Origin of the sequence: Bradyrhizobium sp. JYMT SZCCT0428 (genome assembly GCF_018131075.1) — a bacterium.
Taxonomy (GTDB): Bacteria; Pseudomonadota; Alphaproteobacteria; order Rhizobiales; family Xanthobacteraceae; genus Bradyrhizobium.
The window spans coordinates 104,063-121,345 of record NZ_JAFCLS010000026.1 but is presented as its reverse complement, the minus strand read 5'-3'; the positions used below and the strand labels follow the sequence as shown (position 1 = coordinate 121,345).

Genomic DNA, 17,283 nt, shown 5'->3' with positions numbered 1-17,283 from the left:
TCGTGTGCACTTTGTTTTGTGCAAACCGCACGCGAGACCGCGGGTGCAGCGCGCACCCGGTCTTCCCTGCGCCCTCTGTTTTCAGATGGCGAAAGGTCTCTTGCAAAACTTCGCGCGTAGCAGCGGCGAGATCGCGAATTCATGTCTGCCCTTTGAAGACTGAATCGAGATGCGCATTAAGTTCCGCTGGCGGAACTCTGATCGCAGCACACTTGCGGGCACGGGCATTCGATGAAATTGAAATGCAATTGGATGTCGAGATGTTCACATGCCCTTCACCACGATGGATCTTAGATAGCGCGCGTGGGCCCTGCCGCACGCGATCTTAAGCCGCCAATCCTACTCCAATAATACATCCTGCTGGTACTGCGGACATCAGGTGAGCGCCACACCGGCGCGGTCAGCAGACAAAAGGCAACGCAATCGGGCCAAACGAAAGCAGGCCCTAACGTCGCGCGGTTTCGCGCAGAAGGACAGATCAGGCACCGCAAATGATGGGTCCCACGCGCGGCAAAAATCGCCTTTTGCGGCTTGTAGCGCCCTTCGTGGCGGTTGTGATTTTTCAGGGGCTTCTGGCCGGCCTTAGTCTGGAGCTGCTCTCGTCGGTTCGCGCCTTTGTCGGCGGCGAGGGCATGTGGTCGAAGAGCCAAAAAGACGCCATCCACTTTCTCTCGGTTTACTCCCAGACCGCTGACGAAGAGTCCTTCGACCGGTTCAAGAAGGCGATCGCCGTTCCGCTCAGCGACCGGGTCGCACGACGCGCGCTGGAACAGCCGACCCCCGATCTGGATGCCGCCCGGGACGGCCTGCTGGGAGGTGGAAATCATCCCGCCGATATTCCAGGAATGATCCGGCTCTTCCGCTATTTCCAGCACGGCCCATATGTCAAAACGGCGATCCGGCACTGGAGAGGGACGGATCCATTTCTGGATCAGCTGGTGTCGCTTGGCGACCTTCTGCATGAGGAGTTGTCCAGCGGTCCCGCGGCCGCCGGGCGTGCAGCCTTCCACAAGGAGCAAATCGATTTCATCGATCGGCGGCTCGCGCCCCATGCAAGCGCCTTCTCGGAGAATCTTGGAGAAGGCTCGCGGTTTCTCAAGTCCGTGCTGACGGTGGCAAATCTGCTGACGGCGATGTCGCTGGTTTCGCTGATTGTCTGGCATACGCGAAAAATGCTGAAGCAGCGATTGCGCTTCGAGGCTGCCGAACAGGAGTTCCTCGCAAAGCTGTCCTGGGAGGCATCGCATGACGCCTTGACGGGCCTGGTCAATCGTCGCGAATTCGAAACCCGCCTTGGAGCGGCGCTCGACCGGCTGTCCCAGCAGCCCAGCGAGCATTCCCTGATGTTCCTCGACCTCGACCAGTTCAAGGTCGTCAACGACACCTGTGGTCATGCCGCCGGGGATCAATTGCTAAGACATACGTCGGCGTTGTTGCGGGAGAATCTTCGCGGCGTCGGCCTGCTGGCGCGATTGGGCGGCGACGAGTTTGGCGTTCTGTTGCAGGACTGCGACGCCGGTTCGGCGGTCGCGATTGCGGAACGCCTCCGGCTTGCCGTGCAGGAGCTGAGGTTCGTCTGGAATGCATGCTCCTTCAATATCAGCGTCAGCGTGGGTCTCGTGCATGTCGCCGAGGCCAACGCCATGGAGGCAACGCTGCGGGCGGCCGACATGGCCTGCTACATGGCAAAGGAGAAGGGACGCAATCGCATTCAGGTCTACCATCCCAGCGATGCCGAACTGGTCGAGCGCGTCGGTGAAATGGCCTGGGTGCAGAGGATCAGGAATGGGCTTGATGAACAACGGTTCTGTCTGTTCGCGCAGGAAATTCGCTCGCTCAACAAGGCTGAGCAGGATCGTTCCCATGTCGAGTTGCTGCTCAGGTTGCGCGACGAAGACGGAAAATTGGTCCAGCCCGGCAGCTTTATGCCGGCGGCGGAGCGCTACGGCCTGATGCCGCTGATCGATCGCTGGGTCATCCGAAACGCATTTGCCTTGATCGCCGAACGGTTGAGTTGCTCCGAACCGACCCAACTATCGAGCTGCGCCATCAATCTCTCCGGCGCGACGTTCGGCGACGATGATTTCGTTGAATATGTACGCCGGCAATTCGATATTTACCGGGTGCCGCCCGGAATGATCTGTTTCGAGATCACCGAAACCAGCGCGATCGCCGATATGCACAGCGCCAAGCGGCTTATCGAGGCGTTGAAGAAATTGGGCTGCCGCTTCTCACTTGACGATTTCGGCACCGGTATGTCGTCCTTCTCGTACTTGAAGCACCTCCCGGTCGACTACATCAAGATCGATGGCAGCTTCGTCAGGGAAATGCTGAACAGCAAGATGGACCGGGCGATGGTCGAAATGATCGTTCACGTCGCCAAGGTGATGGGTAAGAGCACGGTTGCCGAATTCGTCGAGAACGACGAGATACTCCCAGCCCTGCGCGAAATCGGTGTCGACTATGCGCAGGGGTATGCAATCGGGAAGCCGTCGCCGTTCAAGGAAATGTATCCGCTGCCTGCGGATGCTCCTCATCGAGAAGTAGCCTGAAGGACCGAAGCCGCTGATCCCTGCCGGCAAATTACCGCGGCGCGCGCTTGGCCAGAATCCGCTGCAGGGTGCGGCGGTGCATGTTCAGACGCCGGGCGGTTTCCGAGACGTTGCGGTTGCACATTTCGTAGATGCGCTGGATGTGTTCCCAGCGCACGCGGTCCGCCGACATCGGGTTCGCCGGCAGTTCGGATTTCTCGGTGCCGCTGGCGAGCAGCGCTGCGACCACGTCATCGGCGTCGGCGGGCTTCGAGAGATAGTCGACCGCGCCCATCTTCACCGCCGTGACGGCGGTGGCAATGTTGCCGTAACCGGTCAGCACAATCGCGCGCGCCTCGGGGCGCTTGCGCTTCAGCGCCGACACCACATCGAGCCCGTTACCATCGCCGAGCCGCAGATCCACCACCGCGAAAGCGGGCGCGGAACGGCCGATCTGGGCCAGACCATCGGACACGGTATCGCACGACGTCACGGCGAAGCCGCGGCTCTCCATCGCGCGCGACAGGCGCTCAAGAAACGGCTTGTCGTCCTCGACGATCAGGAGCGAGCGGTCGGTGAGGTCGTTCAGTTCGGTGATGGCGTTCAAGGTCGGGTATCCCCCGGTTGCAGGTTCAACAAGATATGGCGCTAACAGACGGCGCTGCCAAGGCCCTCAATAGTCGATCAGGGTGTCATTCCCGGTCGTTGGAACCATTCCAGGAGGCATCATCGGCCGCCGTGTCGTCCGCTTCGAAGCGTTCGCGCGGCCAGACGATTTGTACCACAGCGCCGTGATCGGGAAAGGTCCGGTTGGTAAACGAGACCTTGGCGCCGGTGCGCTCCAGCAGGGTACGGGCGATGAAGATGCCGAGCCCAAGGCCGGCCCGCGCGCTTTGGTCCTCATCGGTGCTGCGCCGCCGCGATAAATAGGGCTCCCCGATGCGTTTCAGCATGTCGGGGGCGATGCCCGGGCCGTCGTCGGAAATGATCATCTCGACCGTATCGGCGTTCCACCAGGCGTTGACCTCGACCGTGGTCCGGGCGAAATCGACCGCATTTTCCAGAATATTGCCAACGCCATAGAGGATGGCGGGGTTGCGGGCGCCGACCGGCTCGCGCGTCGCTGCGACCGCTAGCCGCACCTTGATGGCGACGCCGAAATCGCGGTGCGGTGCAACCGTTTCCTCGATCAGCGTCGACAGCGGCATGCGATCGAACGGTGCGCCGGAGGAGGAGAGTTGGGTGATCTTGGCCAGAATTTCGCGGCAGCGTTGCGCCTGCTCGCGCAGGGTTTTGAGGTCGCCGGCGAGCTGTTCGTTGCCATCAACCGTCTTTTCGAGTTCACGCGAAATCAGGAAGATCGTCGACAGGGGCGTGCCGAGTTCGTGCGCGGCAGCGGCGGCAAGGCCGTCGATCTGGGTGAGGTGCTGTTCGCGGGTCAGCACCAGTTCGGTGGCAGCCAGTGCGTCGGACAGTTTCCGGGCCTCCTCGGTGACCTGGAACGCATAGAGCGAGGTGACGCCGATCGCGACCAGGATCGAGAGCCAGACGCCGAACAGGTAGATCGGCGGCAGCACCAGCGGGTCGTCGCTGTCCCAGGGCAGCGGCAGATGGAAAAACACCAATGCGGAGGCACAGGCGACCGCGAGCACACCAAGTGCAATGGTCAGCCGGATCGGCAGCGCCGTCGCCGAGATCAGGACCGGGGCCAGGAACAGGAACGAGAACGGATTTTGCAGCCCGCCGGTGAGGAACAGCAGGGCCGCAAGTTCGACGATGTTGAGCGCAAGCAGTGCGGCCGCATAGACCGGTTCCAGCCGCTGCATCGGATTGAACGCGATCTGCAGTGCGAGATTGACCAGCGCCGAGAGGCCGACAATGGCGACGCAGGGAATAATGGCAACGTCGAATTCCAGCCCATGCGCCACGATGAAGATCGCGGTGAGCTGGCCGAGCGCCGCCAGCCAGCGCAGCCGCAATATCGTATCGAGACGGACATGGCGGAGTGGATGGCGAAAATCGGAGTCAGAAATTTCAGTCATTCCGCAACTTTAGCCGCGCGGCGCCGCGATCACAAATTCGCGCGCTTTGAGTTGCTCTCGCCGTCATGGCCGGGCGTAGCCGTCCTTCGGACGGCTGTGCCCGGGCATGACGACCTTCTTGCACTAGCCGCTGCAATAGCCCAATGAACAGGCCCAAATGGTCAATAATGACGCCGCGCCAATGCCGCTGCCCGCAGCCGATCCGGCAGGATCCGCGATCGAGGTCGCGCATCTGATCAAACTCTACAAGACCACCCGCGCGGTGGACGATGTCTCGTTTCGCATCGCGCGCGGCAGCATCACCGGCCTGCTCGGCGGCAACGGCGCCGGCAAGACCACGACGATTGCGATGATCATGGGGCTGGTGCTGCCGACGTCGGGCCGCATCCAGGTGCTGGGACATCCGATGCCCGAACAGAGCGCCGAGGTGCTGGGCCGGATGAATTTCGAAAGCCCCTATGTCGACATGCCGATGCGGCTCACGGTGCGGCAGAATCTCACCATCTTCGGCCGGCTCTATGCGGTGGAGAACCTGCGCGAGCGCATCGCGCAGCTTGCCGCCGATCTTGATCTCGAGGAATTCCTCGACCGCGCCAGCGGAAAACTGTCCGCCGGCCAGAAGACCCGCGTTGCGCTGGCGAAAGCGCTGATCAATCAGCCCGAACTGTTGCTGCTGGACGAGCCGACGGCTTCGCTCGACCCGGATACGGCCGATTGGGTGCGGCAGCATCTGCAGGATTACCGCAAGGCCCATGACGCGACGATATTGCTGGCATCGCACAACATGCTGGAAGTGGAGCGCTTGTGCGACCGCGTCATCATCATGAAGCGCGGCCGGATCGAGGATGACGACAGTCCCGATCAGATCATGGCGCGCTACAACCGCGCGACGCTGGAAGAAGTGTTCCTCGACGTCGCGCGCGGGCGGGTGAGGGAAGGCGCGCCATGAGCGGGGTCGCAGTCCATCACGGAATTTCGGTGCATCGCATCAACGCGATGGTGCTGCGTTATTGGTACTTGCTGATGTCGTCCTGGCCGCGGCTTCTGGAGCTGGTCTACTGGCCGGCGCTGCAGATCATCACCTGGGGCTTCCTGCAGAACTACATTTCGCAGACGTCGGGCTTTTTCGCCCAGGCCGGCGGCTCGCTGATCGGCGCGGTCATCCTGTGGGACATTTTGTTCCGTGGCCAGCTCGGCTTTTCGATTTCGTTCCTCGAGGAGATGTGGGCGCGCAACCTCGGCAATCTGATGATGAGCCCGCTGAAGCCGATCGAGTTCCTGATCTCGATGATGGTGATGAGCCTGATCCGGCTTGCGATCGGCGTGGTCCCGATGACGCTGCTGGCGCTGTTCTGCTTCGACTTCAATTTTTTCGCCATCGGTCTGCCGCTGATCGCGTTCTTCTGCAATTTGATCTTCACCAGCTGGTCGATCGGGATCTTCGTGTCGGGCCTGGTGCTGCGCAATGGGCTCGGAGCCGAGAGCGTCGTGTGGACGCTGATGTTCGGCCTGATGCCGCTCGCCTGCATCTATTATCCGGTGTCGGTGCTGCCGGTCTGGCTGCAATATCTCGCCTGGACGCTGCCGCCGACCTACGTGTTCGAGGGCATGCGCGCGCTGTTGATCGACCACGTGTTCCGGACCGACCTGATGGTGTGGTCGCTGGCGATCAACGCGGTGCTGTTTATCGCGTCATTTGCGATCTTTCTTGCCCTTTTGCGCAGCGCCAAACACCACGGTTCTTTGCTCGGTGGTGGTGAATAAGTCACAAATTCCCGTGTATTTCTGAGGTTTTTGGCCATTTCGCTACGTATATATACGGAGGTGTGCATTGACGCATTATTGCGCAGGCGGCACTATGCTGCGGCGCAAAACAGGGGATCAGAATTCAATGCCGATTGGTGAGTTTGGCGGTGCACCGCCGCTAGTGGCCGAAGGCAGTCCGGCGCTTACGACGCCGATGTACTGGATGTACGAAATGGGCCACGCGTCGCTCAATCCTGCACGCGCCGTGACCGACGCCACGAAGATCCTGTTTCAGAACCCACTTAACCCGTGGTCGCACACCGAATTCGGCAAATCGATCGCCGCGGCCTGCGAATTGTTCGAGCGCACCACGCGCCGCTACGGCAAGCCCGACTGGAATTTGCCGACGACCGAAGTGAACGGCGTCCGCACCGCAGTCGAGGTTCGCTCGATCTGGGAAAAGCCGTTCTGCCGCTTGCTGTATTTCGATCGCAAGCTGACGCGGCCGCTGCGCAGCCCGCAGCCGCGGGTGCTGATCGTGGCGCCGATGTCCGGTCACTACGCGACGCTGTTGCGCGGCACCGTCGAAGCCTTCCTGCCGACGCATGAGGTCTACATCACCGACTGGTCCGACGCCCGGATGGTGCCGCTGGCGGAAGGCCGCTTCGATCTCGATGACTATGTCGACTATGTGATCGAGATGCTGCACGTGCTCGGCGGCAACATGCATGTCATCGCGGTGTGCCAACCCTCGGTGCCGGTGTTGGCAGCGGTTTCCGTGATGGAAGCCGCCAACGATCCCTTCGTGCCGTTGTCGATGACGCTGATGGGCGGCCCGATCGACACCCGTCGTAATCCGACCTCCGTGAACAATCTCGCCGCGGAGCGCGGTATCGAGTGGTTCCGCAACCACGTCATCACCAAAGTGCCGTTCCCGCACCCCGGCGTGATGCGCGACGTCTATCCAGGCTTTCTGCAGCTTTCAGGCTTCATCACGATGAACCTCGATCGCCACACCGACGCCCACAAGGCGCTGTTCAGCAATCTGGTGAAGGGCGACGGCGATCTGGTCGACAAGCACCGCGAATTCTATGACGAATATCTCGCGGTGATGGATTTGACCGCAGAATATTACCTGCAGACCGTCGACGTCGTGTTCGTCAAGCATGCGCTGCCCAAGGGCGAGATGATCCATCGCGGCAAGCTGGTTGATCCGTCCAAGATCCGCCGCGTTGCGTTGATGACGGTCGAAGGCGAGAACGACGACATCTCCGGTCTTGGACAAACCGAAGCGACGCACTCGCTGTGCACGTCGATTCCCGATCATCGCCGCGTGCATTACGTGCAGAAGGGCGTCGGGCACTACGGTGTGTTCAACGGTTCGCGGTTCCGCTCTGAAATCGTGCCGCGCATTTCCGATTTCATGCTGTCTTCGGCCAACACCAAGCCGAAATTGGTCGCTGCATCAGATAAACTGGTTGGGGCTGCTGAATAGCGTCAATCTCAACGTCGATTTGGCGGCTCAACTAAGTCGCTGAATCGATTAAAAGAATCGGGATTCGCGCATCACGGAAGGAATGAGTTTTATTTCATTTCTTCGACGAGGAGTGAGGCTGGATTCAGCCAAAAATTTTCGGTTCCAGCCCCTGCCGGTAGGGGCGGAATAGAGTCCAGCCCCTGTATATTGGGCAAATGATTTGTTTTTGCGCCGAACGGTTTCAGTGGCGGCTTGAGTGGCAGCGGTTATGGCAGAATCCGGGCGAACTCTTGCCCCCCGGACTGTCAGACATGGCTACTCGCGCCCTCCTCTATCGGCGGCCTGCCGAACCAGCGACTCTTTTGGTCAAACACGGCTCGCAATTCTTTGCGATTCGGCTGCGTCGGCACCGCCGCGCGCGCCGCTACACGTTACGCATTCATCCGACCGATCGCGAGGCGATCCTGACTATGCCGCCGCGCGGCACGCTCGCGGAAGCAAAGGACTTTGCGCAGCTGCATGGCGGCTGGATCGCCGCACGTCTCGGCCGCCTGCCGAAGGCCGCACCGTTTCAAGCTGGCACAGTAGTACCGCTCCGCGGTGTTCCTCACCGCATCGTACATCGTTCGGGCGAGCGTGGCACGGTGTGGACCGAAACCCGCGACAGCGGGGAGAAAGTTCTCTGCGTCGCCGGCGGCGCCGAGCACATGGACCGCCGCGTCCATGATTATCTCAAGCGTGAAGCGCGCAAGGATCTGCACAAGGCATCATTGGCCTATGCGGAAGAACTCGGCGTCAGGGTCAAGCGGGTGTCGATCCGCGATCAATCGAGCCGCTGGGGCTCCTGCACTTCGGCCGGATCATTGTCGTTTTCCTGGCGGCTGATCCTCGCGCCGCCCTTTGTGCTGGACTATCTCGCCGCCCACGAGGTCGCGCATCTGGTCGAGATGAACCACTCGGCGCGATTCTGGCGTGTCGTCGGAAAGATCTGTCCGTCGGTCGTGCGCGCCAAATCCTGGCTCGATACCCACGGCAATGATCTGCACCGTTACGGGGTCGAGGACTAAGTCGGAAAACCAGGCCCCATTCTACTTTGCATGGGTTGTTTTCGCGATTCTTGTGTCTGCGGCCTGCGCTGTCTAGCGATTGCCGCCGAACACCCGGTCCATCAGCCATCCATCCAACCCTGCCGCAGCTTCCGGGCGGGCCGATGGATTCGGCGGCGGCGCCGACGTGCGCGTCGGTGGTTGGCGATAGCCGCCGCCTGAGGGGATCGGGGCAAGCGGCACCGGCGCGGATGGCTGATATGATGGCTGTGGCGGCGCGCTGACCTGCGAGGCGGGGAACAGATTTGAGAGCAGGCCGCCGCCGCCGGCTTGTGATCTCGGCAGGTTCGCAACCGGCACGCCCTGGTGGGCTGATCGCATGAAGCGGGTCCAGACCTCGACCGGCAAGCCGCCGCCAGTGGCCTTCTTGGTCGGCGAGTTGTCGTCATTGCCGAGCCAGACGCCGGTGACGAGGTTTGCGGTGTAGCCGATGAACCAGGCGTCGCGGAAATCCTGACTGGTGCCGGTCTTGCCGGCGGCCATCCAGCCCGGAAGCTCCGCCTTGCGCGCGGTGCCCGAGAGCAGCGTCTCCTGCATCATGGTGTTCATCATCGCGACGTGGCGCGGCTCGATCACCTGGCTCAGCTGATCCGGCTGCCGCGCATACAGCACCTTGCCTTCATTGGTGCGGATTTTGGTCACGACATGCGGGGAAACCCCGAGCCCGCCATTGGCAAATGGTGCAAAGGCGCCGACCAGCTCGATGACGGAGACTTCCGAGGTGCCGAGCGCGATCGAGGCGTTGGCGTCCAGCTTCGAGGAAATGCCGAGCCGGTGCGCGGTCCGCACCACGCTCTTGGCGCCGACTTCGATGCCGAGCCGCACCGCCACCGTGTTGAGCGACATCGAAAGCGCCTGGGTCAGCGTCACCGACCCGAAATATTCATGGGTGTAGTTCTCAGGCCGCCAGCCCTTGATATCGATCGGCGAATCCTGCCGGATCGTTTCAGGCGTCAATCCCGCCTCGATCGCGGTGAGATAGACGAACGGCTTGAAGGCCGAGCCTGGCTGGCGCTTAGCGGTAACCGCGCGGTTGTACTGGCTCTCGGCATAGTTCCGCCCGCCGACCATGGCGCGCACCGCGCCGTCAGGCGTCATCGCCACCAGCGCGCCCTGGGTGACGTTGAACTTCACGCTTTTGGCGGCGAGTTCGTCGATGATGGAGGCTTCCGCCACGCTCTGCAATTTGGGATCGATCGTGGTCTCGACCACGATGCTCTGTTCGATCTGGCCGATCAGATCGTCGAGCACTTCGCCGATCCAGTCGGCGACGTAATTGACGGTGCCGGCGCCGACCGGTTTCACGTTATAGGAGGGATGGCCGATCGAGGCCTGCGCCTGCGCGTCGGTGATGAATTTGGCATCCGCCATCGCCGCGAGCACGATCTGGGCGCGCTGCTCGGCTCCTTCCGGGTTGCGGTTCGGCGCCAGCCGCGACGGCGACTTGACGAGGCCCGCCAGCATCGCCGCTTCCGCGATCGTGACGTTCTTGGCGGACTTGCCGAAATAGCGTTGCGCCGCGGCCTCGACGCCATAGGCGCCGGAGCCGAAATAGACGCGGTTGAGATAGAGCTCGAGGATTTCCGATTTGGAATGCTTGCGTTCCAGCCAGATCGCGAGTTCCACTTCCTGCAGCTTGCGCGCGACGGTGCGTTCCTGGGTCAGGAACAGGTTCTTCGCGAGCTGCTGCGTCAGTGTCGAGCCGCCTTGCGAGACGCCGCGATGCATGACGTTGGCGACCGCTGCCCGCGCGATGCCGATCGGGTCGACGCCGTAATGCGAATAAAAGCGGCGGTCTTCGATGGCGATGAAGGCTTTCGGCAGATAGGGCGGCAGATCCTTCAGCGAGACATTGGCGCCGGCCATCTCGCCGCGCGAGGCCAGCACGCTGCCGTCGAGACCGACGATCTGGATCGTCGGCGGACGTTTCGGAATAGCCAGCGACTGGATCGCCGGCAGATGCGCGCCGACCCAGATCACGACGCCGACGACCGCGATCGCGGCCCATAGGCCGAGCACCGCGCCCCAATAGAACAGCCGTCCGATGCGGAATCCGCCACGCGATTTCGTGCGGCGCTTGGCGCCGCTGCGGTCCGCGCGCGGCTTGCGCTCGCGCGGCGTCTCGTCGTCATCGCTTTCAGGTTTGCGCTTGGCGGAAGATTTTTTCGGCTTGTCTTCGCTTACGGTGACGCGGTCCTGCGGCGACAGCCGCAATTCGCTCAGCGCGGCGGCGATTCCGAATTGCGGTTCCTTGCGGCCGCCGCTCTTTTTCCGTCCCCACGCCATACGCAAACGCTGCTCACATCCCGCCCGCCGCAAGCTAACGCCCGCAGTTTAAGGGTCGGTTACGGAGAGGTTAACGCGGGATTAGGAGGTGCGGCGGCGCGTGCTAAAGGAACAGCATATGTCAGCAAGGGAAGCCGCCATGGGCCACATCGATCCGACCAAGGAAGTGTTCGCACAGTTTCGGGCCAACGACCGGCCCGGCCCGATCCACATGCTCAATCTGGTCCGGTTGCGGGAACAAGCTGCCTATCCCGACGGCCGCAAGGCATCAGGCGCGGAAGCCTATGCGGCGTATGGACGGGAAAGCGGACCGGTGTTCGAACGGCTTGGCGGCCGGATCGTCTGGCAGGGGCGGTTCGAACTGATGCTGATCGGGCCGGCGGAAGAACGCTGGGATCATTGCTTCATCGCCGAATATCCAAGCGTCGCCGCCTTTGCGGAGATGATCCGCGATCCTGTGTATCGCGAGGCGGTAAAACACCGGCAGGCGGCGGTCGAGGATTCGCGGCTGATCCGGCATGCCGTGTTGCCGCTCGGAAAGACGTTTGGGGAAATCCCGAAGTAACAATTTCCACGCCGTCATGGCCGGGCTTGTCCCGGCCATCCACGTCTTCCTGTTCATGAGGGCCAAAACGTGGATGCCCGGGTCAAGCCAGGCAATGACGACTGCCCTCAAAAAACAAATCGGCGGCCCCGAGGGACCGCCGATCGTTCGTATCGATGGAAGTTGAGGCTAGCCCGCCGGGCCGGCGTCCTCGAGGATGGGGCCGAACAGTTCCCAGCGCTCGCCGTTGAACTTCATCATCTGCAGCTGCTTGTTGACGCGGTAATCGTTGGGGCCGGTGTTGATCTTCATGCCCGGCAGGCCGAGGTCGAGTACGACGTCCTTCAACGAGGCCGCCTGCTTCATCACGTTTTCACGGGTCAGGTCATCACCGCACTGTTTGAGCACCTGCACGAGCAATTGAGCGGTCGAATAGCCGTAGGTATTCACCGTGTTCATCTTGTCGCCTTCCGGGAAGTACTTCGCCATGAAGTCGAGATACTTCTGCAGGCCCGGATCGCCCTTCCAGGTCGGATCGGCCGGATCCTTGCCGTACTGAACGCTGATCACGCCCTTCGACGCTTCGAGGCCCGCCGGCTGCAGCGTGGCGCTGACCGGGCTGGCATTGATGTCGAGGATGTGGATCGGCTTCCAGGCGATTTCGTGGATCTTCCGGATTGCCTGCGCCGCCTGCTTCGGCGTCGTGGCGCTGTAGAACAGGGTCGCGCCGGCGTCCTTGATCTTCAGCACCTGCGAATCGATGGTCGGGTCGGAGACTTCGTAGGAAGCCTCGGCCACGATCATCTTTGCCGCCTTGTCACCGAGGCCCGCCTTCAGTCCGTTGACATAGTCCTTACCCAGATCGTCGTTCTGATAGAGGATGCCGATCTTGGCATCCGGATGTTCTTTCAGAATGTACGTGCCGTAAATGCGGCCCTCGACGAAGTAGTTCGGGTTGTAGCCCATGGTCCAGGGGAAGTTCTTCGGGTCGGTGAACTTCGAAGCGCCGGTGGCGGCGAACAGCTGCGGCACCTTCTTGCTGTTGAGATATTTCTGCACGGCGGCATTTGCCGCGGTTCCGATGACCTGGAAAGTGAGGAGGACTTCATCGCTCTCGACGAGCTTGCGGATCTGCTCGACCGTCTTCGGCGGGCTGTAGGCGTCGTCATACTGGATCAAATTGACCTTGCGGCCGTTGATGCCGCCCTGGTCGTTGATCATCTTCATGTAGGCGGCCTGCGTCTTGCCGATATTGGCATAGACGGAGTAGGCGCCCGAGAACGGCACGGTCTGGCCGATCTTGATTTCGGTATCGGTCGCGCCGGTGTCGTATTTCTTCTGCGCGTAGGCCGACGAAGCCGACAGGGCGACCGCGAGTGCCGTGCCGGTGATCAAATGGAAAATACCATTCTTCATATCGCTCGTTTCCTCATGTGTTGATTGAGCCGATGATCTTGTCTTGGGACCCAATATGACCCGGTGGACGCCATCGCTGGTTGAATAGTGGCGGAACGGATGCTGCAATGCAAGGCGATGCAAGCTGAAACGGTCCGGGATTTCTGGCTGGCGAGGGCAAGGTTAATTCGAGGGCGGCAATTGGTGGCTGCCCAAAAAGAATCCAATCGGCATGTTCACGTTCGGAATGACACCACATTGGGCATTGGAGCCCGCACCGGATACCAAAAACGGACAACGATGGCGTGCTGAAGACGACATCGCCAGTTCCTCTCTGAACGAAGCGGCCCAGCCAGAACGGCCGGGCGTTTACGCCAACCAGAGCAGGATCAATGCGAGCGCCGCTGGCGCCGCCTGCACATACAAGATCCGGCGGCTGACGGTCGCGGCGCCGTAAGCGCCTGCCACGATCACGCAGAGCAGAAAGAATGCTTTGATCTGGAATCCGAAGCCCGGGTTTGGATGGACCAGGCCCCAGACGAGGCCGGCGGCGAGAAAGCCATTATACAGGCCCTGATTGGCCGCCAGCACCGCCGTCTCCTTCGCCTTCTCGGGCGTATTGCGGAAGGTCTTCAGCCCGAGCGGCTTCTCCCAGAGAAACATCTCCAGCGCGAGAAAGTAGACGTGCAGCGCGGCGACCACCGCGACCAGACAATTGGCGATAAGCGTCATGTGGCGGCCCCCAAAACCGACAGCGGAATTCGGGTGGACGCTAGCACGCTCAGCGTGAAAAGTGCGGCGGCGTGCCGATATTTTGCAGAAAATGATGAGGTCCGAAAACCGCGAGACAGGCCGGGCGCGATATCAGATGCTTCGATCGAGCGACAGCGCGAGGAATCAACGGGAATGCGTACCGACAGAACATACGGCACCGTCAGCGCCATCAGGCGCAAGGAAATGAGCGGCCTGGAATTTGTCCAGGGACTCGCCGACGGCACGCTGCCCCTCAACACGATCGCGCGCACGCTGGGCTACGATGTCACCGAAGCCGCGAGCGGCCGCGTGGTCATCACCGCCGAACCGAGTGACGACCACCTCAACCCGGCCGGCACCGTGCATGGCGGCTTCTCGGCCACGCTGCTCGACAGCTGCATGGGGCTGGCTATTCAGTCGACCCTGGAGAAAGGTCTGGGATCGACGACGCTGGAGTTCAAGACCTCGCTGGTGCGACCGATTACGCCCGAGACCGGCACGATCAGGGCCGAGGGCATTGTGCTCAGCAGCGGCCGGCGGGTCGGCACCGCGGAAGGACGCATCACCGATAGCAAGGGACGTTTGCTTGCCCAGGGCACCACGACCTGCCTGATTTTCGAGAACTGAGCGGGCATAAGGCGCGCAAAGCGCGGGACATGCCCTGCACAACGGTGGATGATTTTCTGATGGATATGGACCGTACCGCTTGCTATCGCGCGATTTCGACCCGGGATATCAGGTTCGACGGGCGGCTTTTTGTCGGCGTCAAAACCACCGGCATCTATTGCCGGCCGATCTGTCCGGCGCGCACCCCGAAATTCGAGAACGTGTCGTTCTATGCTTCGGCGGCCGCAGCCCAGGAGGCCGGCTTCCGTCCCTGCCTGCGCTGCCGGCCGGAAGTGTCGCCTGACCTCGCGTTCTGGCGCGGCAGCTCCAACACGGTTTCGCGCGCGCTGGCATTGATCGAATCCGGCGCGCTCGATGGTGATGATGTAGAAGGTCTGGCTAGTCGGCTCGGCGTCGGCGGGCGGCAATTGCGGCGGCTGTTCCGTCAGCATGTCGGCGCTTCGCCGATTGCGGTTGCCCAAACCCGACGGGTGCTGCTTGCCAAGCAGTTGATCCACGAAACGTCGCTGCCGATGGCCGAGGTCGCCCTGGCGTCCGGCTTCAACAGCGTGCGCCGCTTCAACGAAACCTTCTCGGATCTGTTCGGGCGTCCGCCGGCCGCGTTGCGGCGTTCCCGCGACAAGACCAGGCGTGAAGCCGGCGCGCTGTCGGTTCGTCTTCCGTATCGGCCGCCCTATGATTGGGACGCGATGCTGTCGTTCCTCAGCGCCCGCGCCATTCCCGGGGTCGAGATCGTTGCCGGTGATAGCTATCGCCGCACGATTGCGATCGGCGGCAAGTGCGGCGTGATCAGTGTCATGCCCGCGCCGAAGAACCGGATCGACGTCCGCGTTCGCTTTCCCGAGATGGCGGCCTTGCCGCAGATCATCGCGCGCGTCCGCCGGGTCTTCGATCTCGCCGCTGACCCCGATACGATCGGCGCGCATCTCGCGCTCGATCCCGTGCTGGCACCGCTGGTCGCGGCGCGGCCGGGCTTGCGCGTCCCCGGGGCATGGGACGGTTTCGAACTCGCGGTGCGGGCGATCTTCGGCCAGCAAATCACGGTTCCTGCCGCGACCAAACTGCTCGGCAAACTGGTGCAGGCCTTTGGCGATCCGCTGCCGCCTGCGATGACGGAGAGCGAGGGTCTCAGCCATCTGTTTCCCCTTGCGGCGCGGATTGCGAGCTCCGATCTGACAACGCTCGGGATGCCAGGTGCGCGGGCGATGGCGGTGACCTCGCTGGCGCAGGCGATCTCGGCCGATCCCGCGATCTTCAGCCGCGGCGCCAGCCTTGAGGACGCGATCGTGAAATTAAGGGCGCTGCCGGGAATCGGCGAATGGACCGCGCAATACATCGCCATGCGCGAGCTGCGCGAACCCGATGCGTTCCCCGCCGCCGACATCGGTTTGCTCCGCGCGATGACCGACGGCGAAGGGCGTCGCCCGTCGCCGGCGGAATTGCTTGTTCGCAGCGAGCGCTGGCGGCCGTGGCGCGCCTATGCGGCGTTGCATCTGTGGGCCGCGGGCGTCCAGGCTGCAGTAGTATCCGGAAAAATCGATGAGCGCGAAGCCGCCTGAAACCTTCAATCTCGACCGGCTGCAAACGCCGATCGGAATCGCGTTGCTGGTGACCGATTCCGGCGGCGTGCTGCGCGCGCTGGACTGGGAAGAGCACGGGCCGCGCATGAAGGAGTTGCTGCGGCTGCAATATGGCCCGGTCGATCTGGAAGAGGCGCGGTCACCGAAAGCGTTGAGGGCGGCGCTGACAGGGTATTTCAAAGGCGATCTCGATCGCCTCAACGCGATCAAGTGGCGCGTCGCGGGCACGCCGTTCCAGCAGAAGGTCTGGACCGCATTGCCAAAGATTCCTGCGGGCACGACGATGAGCTACGGCGCGCTGGCAGCGAAGCTGAACGCGCCAAAAGCCATGCGCGCGGTCGGTCATGCTAACGGCTCCAACCCGATCAGCGTCGTCGTGCCCTGTCATCGCCTGATCGGCGCCAACGGCGCGCTGGTCAAGTATGGCGGCGGCCTCGAGCGGAAGCGATGGTTGCTGGAGCATGAGGGGGTGAGGCTGAAGGTGTGACGGCTCCCCGTCATTGCGAGCGCAGCGAAGCAATCCATAGCGCGGCATAACGGATGGGTGGATTGCTTCGCTGCGCTCGCAATGACGATGCATATGTCAGGTCCGCAAACCGCCAGACAGATTTGTGCGACACCCCTAGCGTCTCCCCACATTCAATCATGGAGACGACCAATGACGGACGCTGAAATTCAGGAATTTGTGACGCGATTTGCCGCCGCCTGGGCGGCGCGGGACGGAAAGGCCTTTCTCGATCTCTGGCACCCCGAAGGCTCGCTGCATACGCCGCTGGTGGGCCGGCGCGTGGCGGGCAACGAACTCGACCGGCTGATGGAAGTGCAGACGGCGGCGGCGCCGGATTTCGTCTGGCAATTGCTGGACTGGACCTCGCGCGGCGACGTCGTGATCATCGAATGGCAGACCACGCGCAATGTAGGCGGCGTCAGGTTCGAATGGCGCGGCGTCGACAAGTTCCGCATCAAGAACGGCAAGATCATCGAGGAGCGGGTCTATACCGACACCGCGCCGTTGCGCGCATTCCGCAAGGGCGAGAAGCTGGAGCCGATCATCCAGTTCTGAGAGACAGGTGCTATCTCCCTCTCCCCGCTTGCGGGGTGAGGGGCTCTATCCGCAACACAGGATCTCGGTCGCTGGACCGGTACCCCCTCACCCGGATCGCAAGAGCGATCCGACCTCTCCCCGCAAGCGGGGA

At 62.2% G+C, this 17,283-nt stretch carries 15 protein-coding genes; 10 read left to right on the top strand and 5 right to left on the bottom strand.

Annotation, left to right across the window (positions count from 1 at the left end; translation table 11 throughout):
- Positions 1-545: 545 nt before the first annotated feature.
- A complete protein-coding gene (locus JQ575_RS25465; protein ID WP_312016022.1) occupies positions 546-2,552 on the top strand; it encodes an EAL domain-containing protein in 2,007 nt (668 codons plus the stop codon).
- Positions 2,553-2,583: 31 nt separating this feature from the next.
- Here JQ575_RS25465 and JQ575_RS25460 read toward each other — a convergent pair whose 3' ends face one another.
- A complete protein-coding gene (locus tag JQ575_RS25460; protein WP_192736382.1) occupies positions 2,584-3,138 on the bottom strand; it encodes an ActR/PrrA/RegA family redox response regulator transcription factor in 555 nt (184 codons plus the stop codon).
- Positions 3,139-3,223: 85 nt separating this feature from the next.
- Entirely contained in the window at positions 3,224-4,573 is a 1,350-nt protein-coding gene (locus JQ575_RS25455; RefSeq protein ID WP_212035879.1) for an ActS/PrrB/RegB family redox-sensitive histidine kinase, read from the bottom strand.
- Positions 4,574-4,730: 157 nt separating this feature from the next.
- On the opposite strand from JQ575_RS25455, the gene JQ575_RS25450 reads away from it, so the two are divergent.
- From JQ575_RS25450 to JQ575_RS25435, 4 genes are all read left to right on the top strand, one after another.
- Complete coding sequence (locus JQ575_RS25450; protein WP_212035878.1) at positions 4,731-5,522, top strand: ABC transporter ATP-binding protein; 792 nt, start codon at positions 4,731-4,733, stop codon at positions 5,520-5,522.
- The gene (locus JQ575_RS25445; RefSeq protein ID WP_212035877.1) at positions 5,519-6,337 is read left to right on the top strand and encodes an ABC transporter permease; all 819 of its coding nucleotides are present in this window, start codon (positions 5,519-5,521) and stop codon (positions 6,335-6,337) included. Before JQ575_RS25450 ends, JQ575_RS25445 begins: the two co-directional genes overlap by 4 nt.
- A gap of 127 nt (positions 6,338-6,464) precedes the next feature.
- Positions 6,465-7,814, top strand: a complete 1,350-nt coding sequence (locus JQ575_RS25440) for a polyhydroxyalkanoate depolymerase (protein WP_212035876.1) — start codon at positions 6,465-6,467, stop codon at positions 7,812-7,814.
- Positions 7,815-8,011: 197 nt separating this feature from the next.
- Complete coding sequence (locus tag JQ575_RS25435) at positions 8,012-8,863, top strand: M48 family metallopeptidase (RefSeq protein WP_212035875.1); 852 nt, start codon at positions 8,012-8,014, stop codon at positions 8,861-8,863.
- Positions 8,864-8,935: 72 nt separating this feature from the next.
- On the opposite strand, the gene JQ575_RS25430 is transcribed toward JQ575_RS25435, so the two are convergent.
- A complete protein-coding gene (locus tag JQ575_RS25430; protein ID WP_212035889.1) occupies positions 8,936-11,188 on the bottom strand; it encodes a transglycosylase domain-containing protein in 2,253 nt (750 codons plus the stop codon).
- 139 nt (positions 11,189-11,327) lie between these two features.
- Between JQ575_RS25430 and JQ575_RS25425 the strand changes: the two genes are divergently transcribed.
- Entirely contained in the window at positions 11,328-11,753 is a 426-nt protein-coding gene (locus tag JQ575_RS25425; protein WP_212035888.1) for a DUF1330 domain-containing protein, read from the top strand.
- A 168-nt stretch (positions 11,754-11,921) separates the two neighbouring features.
- Here JQ575_RS25425 and JQ575_RS25420 read toward each other — a convergent pair whose 3' ends face one another.
- Together JQ575_RS25420 and JQ575_RS25415 are read right to left on the bottom strand one after the other, a co-directional pair.
- Positions 11,922-13,148 (bottom strand): ABC transporter substrate-binding protein, encoded by a 1,227-nt coding sequence (locus JQ575_RS25420; RefSeq protein WP_212035874.1) that lies wholly within the window; start codon positions 13,146-13,148, stop codon positions 11,922-11,924.
- A 348-nt stretch (positions 13,149-13,496) separates the two neighbouring features.
- Positions 13,497-13,859, bottom strand: coding sequence for a DUF1304 domain-containing protein (locus tag JQ575_RS25415; RefSeq protein WP_212035873.1), 363 nt, complete (start codon positions 13,857-13,859; stop codon positions 13,497-13,499).
- Positions 13,860-14,033: 174 nt separating this feature from the next.
- On the opposite strand from JQ575_RS25415, the gene JQ575_RS25410 reads away from it, so the two are divergent.
- From JQ575_RS25410 to JQ575_RS25390, 4 genes are all read left to right on the top strand, one after another.
- Positions 14,034-14,507 (top strand): PaaI family thioesterase, encoded by a 474-nt coding sequence (locus JQ575_RS25410; RefSeq protein ID WP_212035872.1) that lies wholly within the window; start codon positions 14,034-14,036, stop codon positions 14,505-14,507.
- A 59-nt stretch (positions 14,508-14,566) separates the two neighbouring features.
- A complete protein-coding gene (locus tag JQ575_RS46160) occupies positions 14,567-16,066 on the top strand; it encodes an AlkA N-terminal domain-containing protein (RefSeq protein ID WP_312016021.1) in 1,500 nt (499 codons plus the stop codon).
- Complete coding sequence (locus JQ575_RS25395; RefSeq protein WP_212035871.1) at positions 16,047-16,574, top strand: methylated-DNA--[protein]-cysteine S-methyltransferase; 528 nt, start codon at positions 16,047-16,049, stop codon at positions 16,572-16,574. The genes JQ575_RS46160 and JQ575_RS25395 overlap by 20 nt, the downstream gene beginning before the upstream one ends.
- Before the next feature lie 171 nt (positions 16,575-16,745).
- Positions 16,746-17,150: a nuclear transport factor 2 family protein gene (locus tag JQ575_RS25390; RefSeq protein WP_212035870.1), complete on the top strand. Its 405-nt coding sequence runs from the start codon at positions 16,746-16,748 to the stop codon at positions 17,148-17,150.
- Positions 17,151-17,283 lie beyond the last annotated feature (133 nt).